This window comes from Paenibacillus sp. Negev47 (assembly GCF_058313655.1).
Window position 1 is genome coordinate 4,681,169 of record NZ_CM177754.1, and the last position, 13,211, is coordinate 4,694,379.

The following is a 13,211-nucleotide window of genomic DNA, read 5'->3' on the forward strand; positions in this document are numbered from 1 at the left end:
CTCCTTCGTTCTTGATCGACTCTATATGTCTAGTCTATGAACGATAAGGAGGTAATATGAAAGGTTCAGTAAGAAAAACAAGACAAGCGTTTATGCTTCTGCGCCACCATACAGATGACCCAGGCTGTCTGCGATAATTTTGTTCACGTCTTCAATGATCACACTGAGACGACGCTCAGCATCAAACAAACGACGGATGTTCAGATTCAAGCTCAATACTTCAAACAATTTTTCCATTTTCTCCATCTCATCCGGAGCCGGCATATCCCCGCTCATCATACGTTGTTGCAATTCCATTTGTTGATCACGGAAGTTATCCAGCATTGCTTTTGCATCCGGATCAGTTTCAATCAGCTTCATCGCGGAAGTAATCTCTTCCACCTCGCTGCTTTCTCTCAGTGCTTTGGCCAAATCATTGGCTTTGTCATAAATGTTCACTATTATTCCTCCTCAGATTGGTTTGTTCATCCGTGTTAATACACGCTTTTCTCCGCTGTCAAACAAGGACGATCTGAAACAGGCCATCGATAACCTGCTTCGAATCAAATGCATTTAATCCATATAGGTCAATCACCAAGGGTTATATGTCCTCATATGATGAAGCACATGCCATGTTCAGATGCCGTTCAACTTCGAGATTAGACATCAAGTTGCCGCCCGGAAGGAGATCCGTGATGTCCACTAAAAAAGTAACGATTCAGGTTACCGGCTCGGGCATCCTGCAGGACGACGTCATCATGCTGGGCGAAGGGGTACTCAAGGCGCTCAAAATCCCTTCAGGAAGGCCGCTTCAGCTGCAATTTGGCTCTTTCCGCCGAGAAGTCACTGTCATTCCGGTACCAAGGTATGACGGCCTGCGCATCAATCAGACGGTTGCCAGCAAGACCGGTCTAGTTCCACGTTCGGTCCTGAGGGTATCCTATCGTTCAACCAGCCGTACGCTTCGCCTTGGACCCTACATCAGTGTTCTGGTTAGCCAGGATTATCCCGATCAGCCCGATCGGCCCTTTGGCTCCATCACGATGTTCTGTCAAGAACTGGTGAACGCCTGCCGTAAGCAGGGCGCCTATGTATCCTTTTTCACACCGGAGGATATTGGAGCGGTAACGGGTTATATGAAAGGCTGGGTGTATGATGACGGCTGGAAAAAGACTGTTCTGCCTGTAGCAGACGTCGTCAATAACCGGCTAACGTCCCGCAAGCTTGAGAACAAACCTAGCGTACAGCATTTTATGAAAGAAGTAAAATCGCTCTACGGCACGCAAACCTTCAACGAAAAGTTTCTGGACAAAAACGAAGTATTTGATGCACTCAAGTCCATTTCAACGCTTAAACGAGTTCTTCCCGAGTCGCATTTGCTCAAGACATCCACCATGCTCAAGACGATGTGCAATCGACATCCGGTTGTGTTTCTCAAGCCAGTACGTGGTTCATTGGGCAAAGGCATCATCCGGGTCTCACGTCAGACGGACGGAAGTTTCCTGACTCTGGCGACTGGTGTCGGGGGTACCCGGAAACAAACGTATGCTTCTCTGGATAAACTGTATGCCAGTATGTCTGGGAAAATGAAAACAACGCGTTACCAGATCCAGCAAGGGCTGACTCTCATTGATCACAGTGGCCGACCCGTGGATTTCCGTGCGCTCGTGCAAAAAAACCGCACGGGAAAATGGAGTGTAACCTCCATCGTAGCCCGGATTGCTGGTGGGAGTCACTACGTATCCAATCTGGCACGCGGTGGAAGTCTCAGCACCGTCAAGGAAGCTGTTGCCAAAACACAGTTGTCCGGATCTGCCAAAGCTTCCGCATATGCAGGATTGCACACCGCAGCACTAGATATCGCAAAAGGGATCGAGAGTGCCATCCCTGCTCACTTTGGAGAACTTGGTATTGATCTGGCCCTGGACTCCACTGGACGCGTATGGCTGCTCGAAGTCAACTCGAAACCTTCCAAGAATGATAATACACCACTGAGTGAGAGCAAGATTCGTCCTTCCGTCAAAGCCATGCTTGAATACTCTACGTTCTTGGCCGGGTTTTGAAAAGTTCTCCCATTGAAGAGAGGTGCAGCGTAATGTTTCCATCATCTCAGACCAAGACACTGGCCATTCTGGTACGTGCAACCGAAGGCTCGCCTCCCTTTACGGATGAACTTTTCTGCCGTCGTCTCAGTGTGGGAAGTATGCGATATGCCCTTCAGGTTATTGTGATCCCGATATCGGTTGATGCAGACCATCCCCCTCTTCAATGGGGATATGCCTATCACCAAGGGAAGTGGAAGGCGGTCCCTATTCCTGCACTCAACCTTATCATGGATCGTTGTCTTCGCCCCCTCCCCAGGAACGTCAGACAACAGATTGAGAAACGAGTATCCGCCAATGGTTCGTATAAACACCGTTATTGGTCCGCTTCCCTGCCAGGAAAATGGGAGGTACATCGGGTGCTGTCCCGGAATGCTGAATTGCGGGCATGCCTTGCGCCCACAACCCGGATCGGATTGCATATCCCCTGGGAAACATGGCTGGTACGCTGGCCCATGGGACTGTTCTTCAAACCTCTTTCAGGGACGCATGGCAAGAATACCTTTCGCCTGTCTCGCGGCGCGATTCCATCAACCTGGATCGTAGAGGGTCGCAACGCGAACAATGAGCACTTTTATCTTACATTTAATCATACCCAGGCCGTATCTTCCTGGCTGGAATTACAGCAAGCTGAGCGCAAGATGATCGTACAGCCGTATCTGGAGCTTAGCCATCAAGGAAGAGCGTTCGACATAAGGGCTCTAATGCAAAAGAACGGGCAAGGTCGCTGGACGCTTACCGGATGTATGGTGCGAGAGGGACCCGAGGGTTCGCTTACGTCCAATCTTCACGGAGGAGGTAGAGCCTACCCTGCCCACGCATATCTGCTCCAGCGATATGGAACAGTTCGCACGGAAGCTCTGCTGAAGAACATCCGGCAGACTGCCGCTCTTATCCCCAACCTGCTGGAGAGCCGTTTCGGCAGACTAGCCGAATTGGGACTTGATTTCGGAGCAGATGCAGAGGGCAAACTCTGGCTGATCGAAGTCAACTCCAAACCAGGCCGTGCCTCATTCGCAGAAGCGGGCGACCAACGCATGCACGTCCTGACTTATACCCGGCCGCTTGCCTATGCCCGTTATCTGTTGCAACAACATGTTCTCACGGACGTCATTCGTCCAATGAAAATGCCGAATACATCCAGCAAAGCTGGCCTGAAACCCATCCCGATTCACGGCGGCTGAGGCCCGCAGCGCCCGCTTGCCATGGAGCACAAGGATCTTTTCAGGATAGGAGGATAAATCATGAGTTTGACCTTTTGCAACCTGCATTTCACCAAGCAACCGGATAAAGTGGTTTATGTATCCAACGCTTTAATGAAGAGCCTCAACCTGTCCGGCAAAAAAACGGTGCACCTTCGCTTCGGGCGTGACCGGGTGCCTGCAACGATCAAACCAATCAAAAAAGCAGGTAAACATCTCTATCTCGCTACAGGCATACGCAATCTGATGAACGTTCCCAAACGGGGCAGCATTTATCTCCGGAACTTGCAAAATGATGAGGTCCAGTTAGGTCCACTGATCGGTGTGCTTTCTGATGGACCTTCAACAAGCTCCAACCCCTTCGGGTCCCGTACAGGTTTTATTAAACAGTTGCTCCGTGAAGGTAGCCGTAAATCCTACATTTACGCCTTTACTCCTCGGGATATCAATTGGCAAAACGAGACCGTATCCGGTTTTTTCCTGAATGATAACGGAAGCTTCACACGCAAAACAGTACCTCTGCCTGATGTTGTCTACAATCGATTGCCGAGCAGACGCTCAGACTTCTCACCAGCGATCAACCAGCTGCGGGAACGATTCATCCGCCGGAAAATTCCGTTCTTCAACTGGAGCTTCTTCAACAAGTCTGATATCTATACTTTGCTGGAAAACGAGCCAACAGCAGGACGGTACATTCCTGAATCGATTACCAATCCGTCGGTGGAACAGATGAAAGAAATGCTGGAACGCCATCAGTTTGTCTACTATAAGCCTACTGCCGGAAGTCTGGGGAACGGGATCTATCGCCTGACCTATTCGCCCAAACGTGGATATTTCGCACGTTATCGTAAAAAAGGCGGCAACGCACTCCTGCGCTTCGGATCTTTCAATAGTCTGATGCGTATGCTTCAGGGAAGACATGGTAGACAACTTCGCGGATATGTCGTTCAGCAGGGAATACGGTTGATTGAGATTGATGAATGTCCAATTGATTTTCGTTTTCACATGCACAAAAATGGTAACAATCAATGGGTTGTTGTCGGGATTGGCGCCAAGAAAGCAGGGCGTGGCAGCGTCACAACACACATCAAAAATGGTGGCTCCCTAATGACTCCTGAGCAGGCGCTCAGTCGCAACTTCGGCGATCGTGCGGGAGAAGTTCTTCAACATGCCAAGTCCGTCGCTATTACACTGGCCCAGGCGATTGAAACTCAGCACCAGCATCTGATTGGTGAGATTGGCTTTGATCTGGGCATTGATCAGGAGGAACATGTATGGATGTTCGAAGCGAACGCCAAACCCGGACGCTCCATTTTCCGTCACCCTTCACTCCGGGTGGAGGGAAAATCGTCGGTGGAGCACATTTTGGAACACTGCCTGTATTTGAGCAAGTTCCGGAAGAAGGAAGGCATTTGATGAGCCTTCATGATGATTTCAAACCTGTCATTGCTGTTTTGACCATGCATGATAATCAGCGGATATTCAGGGGGAATCTTCAAAATTTTCAGGATATTGTGCAGACTGGCGAGAGTATGGGATATGTGGTCTACGTTGTAACTGTGCGGGATCTGGATGTAAGTGGTCCCACCGTAAAAGGATATACGTACAACAAGGGGAGTGGAAAGTGGGTTTCACAGCCTTTCCCCCTTCCCCATGTGCTTTACAATCGTATTCCTAACCGGGAAGACGAAAGAAAGCCTTCCGTTCAACGCAAAATTGACGAATGCATGCAATCGGGAATCGAACTGTATAACCCATTCTTTTTCAATAAATGGAATCTGTTCGAATGGCTCAAGAAATCCAAATCGACTCAACAATTAATCCCCCATACCCGGCGAATGCGCAGCGCTTCTTCTCTGGGTGCCGTTCTGCGGACACATCCCTATCTGTACCTTAAACCCGAGAGCGGCAAAGCTGGCAAAGGAATCATGATGCTTAAATTCCAGGAAAAAGAGCGCCTTCCCTATCGGCTGAAAATACAGACTACACGGAAAAGCACGACTTATAAGACGGCTACACTCGCCAAGTTATGGGCACGAATTCGCAAAGAAACCGGACATACGCCCTATATCATGCAACAAGGCATTGAACTGGCCTCCTCTCGTAAACGTCCCTTCGATTTGCGTGTTCTTGTACAAAAGAACAGCAAGGGTCAGTGGAGCGTAACCGGTGTAGGTGCCAGACTTGCTGGCTCCCGCAGCATTACAACTCATGTGCCGCGCGGTGGTAGCGTAGAGGATCCGGAGAAGCTGCTGACTGAGCTTTTTGGAGAAGAAATGACAACCACCCTGATGAAACGTGTGAAATCCACTTCATTGATGATCGCAAGACAGGTGGAACGAGGATCGGGTTACACGCTCGGAGAAATGTCCATGGACCTGGGCATTGATGACCTGGGGGAAATCTGGTTCTTTGAAGCCAATGCGAAGCCCATGAAGTTCGATGAACCACAGATCAGACGGCGGTCACTGGAACGCATATTTCATTACAGCGCCTATCTTGCCCGTCAGTCCAAACGATGATAGACAGGAATACTTGCAAAAAGAAGGTGATTGTTTGTGTCCTCACCTGTTCTGGGCATCATGACGTTGTACTTGAATGAACATCGCGCTCTTGAAGAACGAAGCATCTATCGCAGAATGATTCTTGAGGGGCGCAAGCGGGGACTCGATATCTATGTGTTCACACCTGCCGACGTACACCCGGGGGGCAAACAGATTGAAGCGATGGTTTTTCATGAGGGAAAAGGCTGGTCACGGGAATGGCGATCATTCCCGGATCTGATCTTTGATCGCTGCCGGATTCAACGCAACCGCAGATTCCAGCAACTTCTTGTGTTTCGTGAAAAGTATGGGCATCTGCTCTTTCTGAACAGGCCGCTGCGCAATAAATGGACCATTCATCAGACCCTTTCGGAAAAAGCCAACTTTCGTGAACATCTGCCAGAAACGGTGTTATTTCAGGATATGTCTGATGTGAACCGGATGCTTAAAGCGTCTTCTCTCGTCTACCTGAAACCAATTAACGGAACTGGCGGACGTGGTATTCTGCGTGTTGAACGCAGCAGTAGCGAGGCCAATACGGTGCTTGTACAGGGACGGGATCAGAAGCGTCGTATTATCACGCCACGCAAAGTCCATTTATCACGTCTCGGGGCACTGCTCCAGCACTGGAATATGAAAGACAAATATCTTGTGCAGAAGGGCATTCAACTTCAGCTTCCGAATGGACGTGTGCATGATTACCGCATGCTCGTTCAGAAGAACGGTGAAGGACAATGGGAGCTTACCGGATGTGCAGGACGCATGGGTGCAGAGAAAAGTGTAACTTCCAATCTGCATGGCGGCGGTCAGGCTGTAGCCATGCATCGACTCATGAAACAATGGATTGCTGATGAGGATCTCCGCGCAGAAATTAACACAACTGCAGAGAAATTCGGCATTGATGTCGCTTCGTTTCTGGAAGATACGTATGGGGACTTATGCGAGTTGGCACTGGATTTGGCAATTGACAAAAGCGGACGGATCTACTTGCTCGAAGTTAATCCCAAGCCTGCACGTGAAGTATTCGCTCGCATTGGTGAGCGGGATATCTATTATAAGGCCATTACTCAGCCGCTGGACTATGCCTTATGGGTGTACCGCAACCAGGCCAGTCGCCCGGTCAAAAAAATTAGAACCACCCGGCTTGCAAGCAACAGAACATCTGCATTGAAGAAGGCACGCAAAAAGAGATGATCTGTTGATTACGAATAAAAAGAGCGCCCAACCCTCTGACACATCTCGGGGTTGGGCGCTCTCGTATGATTGCTGACATTCTTAATCGTTGGCTGGCTTATTCTGCTTCATCATACAGACGTAGGAGTTCTGTAAAATCAGAGATCAGCGCATCCGAGCCTGCCAGCTCTTCATCACGACCAAACCCTGCATAGGCACAGCCGATGACCGTCTGACCGTTCATTTTACCAGCTTCCACATCAGAGGAGCGATCTCCTACCATCCAGGCGTCCTGAATTCGATGCTTCTCCAGCAGAATCTGCACCAGATTGATCTTCGAGGGAGTCTTGTATTGGCCTGCACTATATACGCCTTCAAAGAAAGGCATAATCTCGTGTGCAAACGCAACACCCTTGACATAGTCCTCCAGCCCGTTACTGGCAACAAACAGCCGCACTCCCTGGTCTTTCAATGCTTGCAGCGTTTCTTTCACCCCTGGATACAATTGGGAGCTGCCTTGGTCAAGCCCCTCAATCTCCAGTTGAAGCAGCAGTTCGTCTGCACGACGATGTGCCGCTTCCGAAGCCTCAGGCATAACGACTTTCCATATATCTTCGAGCAACATGCCCAAGCTTCCGAGCATCCGTTCCTCTGGTGGAGTTTCTCCTTCAAAATGCCCTTCGGCACGCAATGTATCAAATAATTGCTGGTAGGCTGGCAACAACAAGGTTTCTGTCTGGAACAGCGTACCATCCATGTCAAAAATCATCGCTTCCGGTTTGAGCAATACTGTCTCTTTGGTCATGTCCAATGTTCCTTTCGGATTGGGATATATATATGTACTTAGAATCGTTCTCTTTCCATGATAAACATAACGTTTGAACGTGTAAACCAACGATTGTAAAACATCGACACATCCAAGCAGTTGAATGGAATGTCTGATTCGCTCGATCAGCTGGTTAAGCGATTCAAGCTTGCGTAACCCGACTCAACTTACTGATGGAGCATCTTTATATTTATATCCTGTGCGCATATATCAAAGGAAAGAAGCATCGCGGACAGGCTCACATGAGCCTCTTCGATGCTTCTTGGTGTTAAGGAGAGCTGATTCAATTAGAGTTCCTTTTCTTATCCTGATTGTTCCGTATTACGCAACGCTTCAAGTACAAGCTGTGCCTGATACCCATCGTTAAAGTCATATATCTTAGCTGGTTTGCCTTGTATACGGGCAATGACATGTTTAAGTACAGGCAGTTCACTGGCGGATTCAAGCACTTCCACTGGAGATAGTGGCTGCCCCACCAGGCCAGTCTTCAATTCTTCCCAATTTTCCAGGGCAATCGTGCCTTTCGTGCCGTACACCACCATGGATACACGTTCTTCCCCCGCAAATTGAGAGATGCCGTTTAGCTGAATTCGGGTTCCGTCTTCCAGCTTCAAAGCAGCCTGTACTTCAAGTTCACAGTCTCCATTCTCGGGATATTGAACCTGAGTGCTCACTACCCGGATGGCACCAAACACCTTTTGAATCATATGAATCCAGTGAATCCCCACTTCAAGGATAAATCCACCCTGTTCCCGGCTCGTTATCCATGCATTCTGTTGCCATGATCGTGGCCACTGCGGAAATTGCAGAATCAGATCTATTTTGCGAATCGCACCCACAGTACCCTGCTCGATCATCTCTTGCAACTTCAGCACTGAAGGTTCATGCGGCATAGAGAAATGGATGGCATGAACGACACCCGCCTGTTGCGCTGCATCCAGCATCTCTTTGGCTTCTACTACACTATTGGCAAGCGGTTTCTCGCAGAATACATGAATTTTGCGCTCCAGCGCTTCCATGACAACCGGATAATGAAATTTCGGTGGAACTGCAATATACAGCAGATCAATCTGATGTTCGTCCATGAGTTGCTTGTAATCCGTATACGTCCTAATCCCAGCATGGGAAGCTGCAAAAACCGCCAAACTTTCCTCATTCGCATCACACACTGCAACAATCTCAATCTTCGTGTCCATCTTCGTATTCTCGACTTGATGAACCATATGTAATCCCATTTTACCCAGCCCAATCAGAGCCATCTTAATCACTGTCATTCCATTCACCCCAATCCATTCCAGTATAGCAGAAAGCAAAGTATTGCCAACGCTATACACGAATGCGAAAAAGAGATGTCCCTCTTGCTGCCATGTCATTTTCCAGACTGAAAACCACCATTTCCAGACATTATTTTACATAATTTGTATCTCAGCTTTGAATGGGTAATTTGTTGCAGGAGTATATAACCATTTATTTTTGCTTTAACCAGCAACACTTTAAGCGCTACCAACTTAAGAATCGGGAGATTTGACTTATAAAATAGGTTGACAAAAAACCACAAAAAAAGATACTCTTCCTAATAACAAGAATATATTTCCTCTTACAACCTCAGATAATGACTTGCATTCAACAAATGGAATATGCGTATGGTTCAAATAACCTATTTCATAAAGCGAGGTGTCCCGCATGAGAACAGTTGCGGACTATTTGGCAGAAAGTCTACGAAATCTAGGTGTTACTCATGTCTTTGGTATTATTGGAAAATCCATCTGTCCTGCTGTCCTGAAGATGGTGGATTACGGATTAAAATTCATTCCAGGCCGTCATGAATCCAGCTCAGGCTTTGCCGCAGCCGGTTATGCATTACAGACAGGCAAGCTTGGCGTTGCCTTTGCCACATCTGGACCGGGCGGAACCAATCTACTGACTGCTGCAGCTCATGCAAAGGCCAACAATCTGCCCGTTCTATTTATTACGGGTCACCAATCCATCCAGGAACTGGGGCTACCTCAGTGCCAGGATTCCTCCTCCTATCTGGCTGATCTGGCCGAGATGTTCCGGCCTGCCACGTTATTTAGTAAACTCGTTGAGCGTGGAGATCACTTCGGCACCCTACTGAATCATGCCTTATCCATTGCACTTGGCCCGAATAAAGGCCCTGTTCACCTCTGTCTTCCTTTTGACGTACAGACTGAATTGTTATCGCAATGCCGGATTGTCATTCCCGAACCGGAACCTCTTATTAGTGTATCTAACCTGAATCGTATTCTTCCTCTAATTCAACAATCCAGCCATCCCTTAATTATCGCAGGTAAAGGTGTAAGTCGTGCCAGCGCCCATGATGAACTGCTTCATTTGGCTGAAACATTCAACATTCCCGTCATTACCACTCCTGGTGGAAAAGGAGCGATTGCGTGGGACCACCCCTTGTATCATGGCCCCTGTGGTGTTGGCGGTTTTCCGCATGCAGACGACATGCTGAATCAAAGTGATCTCTATATCGTACTCGGTTCACGTCTAAGTGATATGACCATCTGCAACCTGAAGCCTGAGAACCATCCGGCACACCTCATTCAATTTGATGCCGATCCTACGTTTGTAGGTAAGATTCTGAGCGCTCAAACCTTACATATCACGGGGGATTTGAAAGACAACATGCAATATTTGCTGGGCACATTAGAAGACCTCCCTACTCCTGTGAGAAGCACGCCACTCATTGATTACACTGTCCCTCTACCAGATTTGCCCCAACTATCTCTGGCTTCTGTGCTGGACGGAATGAGTGATCTGCTTCCATACGATCATAAGCTGTTTGTCGATGATGGCAGCCATGGATTTCATGCGGTACAGCGATATAAAGTTAAAAAACCTGGCAGCTTTGTATTTGACGCATACTTTGCATGTATGGGTAATGCCATTGGTATGGCCATTGGTGCCAAAGCCGCTTCTCCTGAGGAAACTATCGTATGCATCACCGGGGACGGATGTTTCATGATGCTGGGGACAGAGATTAATACCGCAGTATGCAACAATCTTGCCGTGATCTTCATTGTCGTCAATAACAAACAACTGGACATGGCACTCAAAGGAATGGAAAAAACAACAGGCAGGATTGATGGTACCTTATTTGAAGTTCCTATGGATGCAGCCAAATTCGCCGAATCTCTGGGAGCTGTTGCTTTCCGGGCAGAGACACATGAAGAATTCTCATCTGCGCTGAGCACAGCTCAAACGTTGAATCAGGTGACTGTAATTGAGCTTCTGACCGATCGAGATGAAATTCCACCTACGGCTCACCGCACCGTAACTTTGAATTAGGAGGAGCATATCATGAGCGAACATGTAGCTCAGGGACTGGACCGTTTTGCTAAACTTTCTGGTGAGTACGGCGCAAGAGCCCTCGCACCAATCAAGGAGCATTTTCCCGAATTATCCGAATTTATTATGGGGACTGCCTATGGGGATATTTTTCAACGCACCACCATTACGGATCAATGGAAGGAAGTCGCCGTCATATCTTCATTGATCACCCAAGGACAGTATGAACAATTAGGAGTGCATTACACGATGGCTCTGAGTGTCGGGGTAACTGTAGATCAGCTCAAGGGGATATTGCTGCATTTGGCTCCGTGTGTGGGTGCTCCGCGCATCATTAGTGCATTTAATATTTTGCTTGCCACTTTAGATGAAATACAGTAATTCACTTTTCTACATTTTTATACATGATTCGACTTTTTTATTGATCTTTTTACATTCCTACCTTTATAATATGGTTAAATTATCCTTCGAACCAGCTCGCATCTTAGAAGCTTTCAGCAGAGGCCCAATGGGCTGTGTATCCACTAGCGGGATAGCCTTAACTCATTTAAAGGAGAGAGATCAAGCATGGGAAATTTCATACTCAAGACTGACGTTCCGAACAAGGTGTTAAACATTGAACTGGAGGGTTCTTTCTCTCAAGAAGACGGTTTGCGTTCCATCTCGACCTATCAGGATACGATTGCTCCTATTAATACCAAGGAGTATGACCTGAACATCGATTGCAAAAAGTTGAATGTTACTGCTCCGGAGATTGTGCCTCTTCTGGAAGGATGCCTTCAGATGTTCAAAAAAGATGAATACAAAAAAGTCGTGTTGACCCTCGAGAATAACGCGATTCTAAAAATGCAGTTGTCCCGGCTCGGCCGGTCAGTCGGTCTGGACAATCTCGAAATCATCTCTACCGTTACCACTTAATAAACCAGGCGGACAAGCTGTGAATTCACCCTTCCGCTCAAGAGGAGAATGAAGATGTCCGGAATTCGTATTGTAGATATCGATATCTATCATCCAGCAACCAAGGTGCACAATGACTTTTATATTGAACATTTTGACGCAAGAGGTGTAGATATTCGTGGATTGTTAAAGGCACTTGGTCGTGATACACGTTATAAAATTGACAACGATGACGAAAACTCACTAAGCATGGCCTTTGAGGCAGCCAGTAACCTACTGGAAAAAACCGGACTCACCGGTGCAGATCTTGATCTGATTGCTTATGCAAGCCAAACGCCAGAATACATCTTTCCTACGAATTCCTTGATGATCCATCGCCTGATTAACGGAGCCTCACATACGATCTGCATTGACAGCAACGCTAACTGTGCAGGCATGACCGCCGCTTTCGAACAGGTTAGCCGGCAGATGCTAGGCAATCCTCGAATTCGTCGTGCATTAATCATCGGCTCGGATTACGTGGCTCCTCACGCCAGTCCGGATGATCCCGTATACTTCGCCAACTTCGGTGATGCAGCAGCAGCGGTTATTATAGAGCGGGATGAACATGCTGTCGGTTTCATCGATTCAATCTATCAGACGGATACGTGTGTGTATAATAATTCGCTCTTTCCTGCAGAAGGCCTGGCGAAACTGGGCAAAACGGGTGTAGATGCAGGTGCTTTTCATGTGAAATTCATACCATTCGATGATTCCATCTGCGTGGATGCCGCTTCGGAGTCCATTCGTACCCTGTTAACACGCAACGAGATTGCACCAGACGAGATCAAAGCAGCCTGCTTCTCTCAACTATCCATTAGTAATATTCGGGCTGTATCCGAGAATGTCGGCATCGCTGATGATATTGCCGTCTACATTGGAGATGAATTCGGATATACCTCAACCAGCAGTCCATTCATCGCATTACATCGGGCGATTACAAGCGGTCAGATTCAGCGTGGTGACAAAGTGTTGTTCTGGACCGTTGGAGCCGGGTGGCAAAATGTTGCCATGGTGGTTGAATACTAGGCTAGCCTTAATCAACAGAATAATAACCAGTGACGAGCCCTTTTATTTCAATCCAAGAAAGGGTCGTCTTTTTATTTGAACGCAATTCTTATTTAACCACGTTAAC

At 47.8% G+C, this 13,211-nt stretch carries 12 protein-coding genes; 9 read left to right on the top strand and 3 right to left on the bottom strand.

Going from position 1 to position 13,211, the window contains the following annotated elements; all coding sequences use genetic code 11:
* Positions 1 to 90 precede the first annotated feature (90 nt).
* Positions 91 to 438, bottom strand: coding sequence for a YlbF family regulator (locus tag AC4G47_RS20970; RefSeq protein WP_169478704.1), 348 nt, complete (start codon positions 436 to 438; stop codon positions 91 to 93).
* Positions 439 to 674: 236 nt separating this feature from the next.
* Between AC4G47_RS20970 and AC4G47_RS20975 the strand changes: the two genes are divergently transcribed.
* The 5 genes from AC4G47_RS20975 to AC4G47_RS20995 are packed head-to-tail and all read left to right on the top strand — an operon-like array spanning position 675 to position 7,020.
* Complete coding sequence (locus AC4G47_RS20975) at positions 675 to 2,042, top strand: YheC/YheD family endospore coat-associated protein (RefSeq protein WP_458126145.1); 1,368 nt, start codon at positions 675 to 677, stop codon at positions 2,040 to 2,042.
* A gap of 32 nt (positions 2,043 to 2,074) precedes the next feature.
* Complete coding sequence (locus AC4G47_RS20980; RefSeq protein WP_491102476.1) at positions 2,075 to 3,265, top strand: YheC/YheD family endospore coat-associated protein; 1,191 nt, start codon at positions 2,075 to 2,077, stop codon at positions 3,263 to 3,265.
* 60 nt (positions 3,266 to 3,325) lie between these two features.
* Positions 3,326 to 4,699, top strand: coding sequence for a YheC/YheD family endospore coat-associated protein (locus tag AC4G47_RS20985; RefSeq protein ID WP_491102478.1), 1,374 nt, complete (start codon positions 3,326 to 3,328; stop codon positions 4,697 to 4,699).
* Positions 4,699 to 5,805, top strand: a complete 1,107-nt coding sequence (locus AC4G47_RS20990; protein ID WP_458126142.1) for a YheC/YheD family endospore coat-associated protein — start codon at positions 4,699 to 4,701, stop codon at positions 5,803 to 5,805. Before AC4G47_RS20985 ends, AC4G47_RS20990 begins: the two co-directional genes overlap by 1 nt.
* Before the next feature lie 36 nt (positions 5,806 to 5,841).
* The gene (locus AC4G47_RS20995) at positions 5,842 to 7,020 is read left to right on the top strand and encodes a YheC/YheD family endospore coat-associated protein (RefSeq protein WP_491102480.1); all 1,179 of its coding nucleotides are present in this window, start codon (positions 5,842 to 5,844) and stop codon (positions 7,018 to 7,020) included.
* Positions 7,021 to 7,117: 97 nt separating this feature from the next.
* Here AC4G47_RS20995 and AC4G47_RS21000 read toward each other — a convergent pair whose 3' ends face one another.
* Together AC4G47_RS21000 and AC4G47_RS21005 are read right to left on the bottom strand one after the other, a co-directional pair.
* Positions 7,118 to 7,804 (bottom strand): HAD family hydrolase, encoded by a 687-nt coding sequence (locus AC4G47_RS21000; protein WP_458126140.1) that lies wholly within the window; start codon positions 7,802 to 7,804, stop codon positions 7,118 to 7,120.
* Positions 7,805 to 8,127: 323 nt separating this feature from the next.
* Positions 8,128 to 9,099, bottom strand: coding sequence for a Gfo/Idh/MocA family protein (locus AC4G47_RS21005; protein ID WP_491102482.1), 972 nt, complete (start codon positions 9,097 to 9,099; stop codon positions 8,128 to 8,130).
* Positions 9,100 to 9,508: 409 nt separating this feature from the next.
* Here AC4G47_RS21005 and AC4G47_RS21010 point away from each other — a divergent pair, with 409 nt between their 5' ends.
* From AC4G47_RS21010 to AC4G47_RS21025, 4 genes are all read left to right on the top strand, one after another.
* Positions 9,509 to 11,140, top strand: a complete 1,632-nt coding sequence (locus tag AC4G47_RS21010; RefSeq protein ID WP_491102484.1) for a thiamine pyrophosphate-binding protein — start codon at positions 9,509 to 9,511, stop codon at positions 11,138 to 11,140.
* 12 nt (positions 11,141 to 11,152) lie between these two features.
* Positions 11,153 to 11,521: a carboxymuconolactone decarboxylase family protein gene (locus AC4G47_RS21015; protein ID WP_491102486.1), complete on the top strand. Its 369-nt coding sequence runs from the start codon at positions 11,153 to 11,155 to the stop codon at positions 11,519 to 11,521.
* 186 nt (positions 11,522 to 11,707) lie between these two features.
* Positions 11,708 to 12,058 (top strand): hypothetical protein, encoded by a 351-nt coding sequence (locus tag AC4G47_RS21020; RefSeq protein ID WP_491102488.1) that lies wholly within the window; start codon positions 11,708 to 11,710, stop codon positions 12,056 to 12,058.
* Between the two features lie 54 nt (positions 12,059 to 12,112).
* Positions 12,113 to 13,105 (top strand): 3-oxoacyl-[acyl-carrier-protein] synthase III C-terminal domain-containing protein, encoded by a 993-nt coding sequence (locus AC4G47_RS21025; RefSeq protein WP_491102490.1) that lies wholly within the window; start codon positions 12,113 to 12,115, stop codon positions 13,103 to 13,105.
* Positions 13,106 to 13,211 lie beyond the last annotated feature (106 nt).

What these genes read in the sequence shown, in the direction of transcription:
- AC4G47_RS20975 (WP_458126145.1), top strand. Translation starts at nt 675, where the DNA reads ATGTCCACTAAAAAAGTAACGATTCAGGTTACCGGCTCGGGCATCCTG.
- AC4G47_RS20980 (WP_491102476.1), top strand. Translation starts at nt 2,075, where the DNA reads ATGTTTCCATCATCTCAGACCAAGACACTGGCCATTCTGGTACGTGCA.
- AC4G47_RS20985 (WP_491102478.1), top strand. Translation starts at nt 3,326, where the DNA reads ATGAGTTTGACCTTTTGCAACCTGCATTTCACCAAGCAACCGGATAAA.
- AC4G47_RS20990 (WP_458126142.1), top strand. Translation starts at nt 4,699, where the DNA reads ATGAGCCTTCATGATGATTTCAAACCTGTCATTGCTGTTTTGACCATG.
- AC4G47_RS21000 (WP_458126140.1), bottom strand. Translation starts at nt 7,804, where the DNA reads ATGACCAAAGAGACAGTATTGCTCAAACCGGAAGCGATGATTTTTGAC.
- AC4G47_RS21005 (WP_491102482.1), bottom strand. Translation starts at nt 9,099, where the DNA reads ATGACAGTGATTAAGATGGCTCTGATTGGGCTGGGTAAAATGGGATTA.
- AC4G47_RS21010 (WP_491102484.1), top strand. Translation starts at nt 9,509, where the DNA reads ATGAGAACAGTTGCGGACTATTTGGCAGAAAGTCTACGAAATCTAGGT.
- AC4G47_RS21015 (WP_491102486.1), top strand. Translation starts at nt 11,153, where the DNA reads ATGAGCGAACATGTAGCTCAGGGACTGGACCGTTTTGCTAAACTTTCT.
- AC4G47_RS21020 (WP_491102488.1), top strand. Translation starts at nt 11,708, where the DNA reads ATGGGAAATTTCATACTCAAGACTGACGTTCCGAACAAGGTGTTAAAC.
- AC4G47_RS21025 (WP_491102490.1), top strand. Translation starts at nt 12,113, where the DNA reads ATGTCCGGAATTCGTATTGTAGATATCGATATCTATCATCCAGCAACC.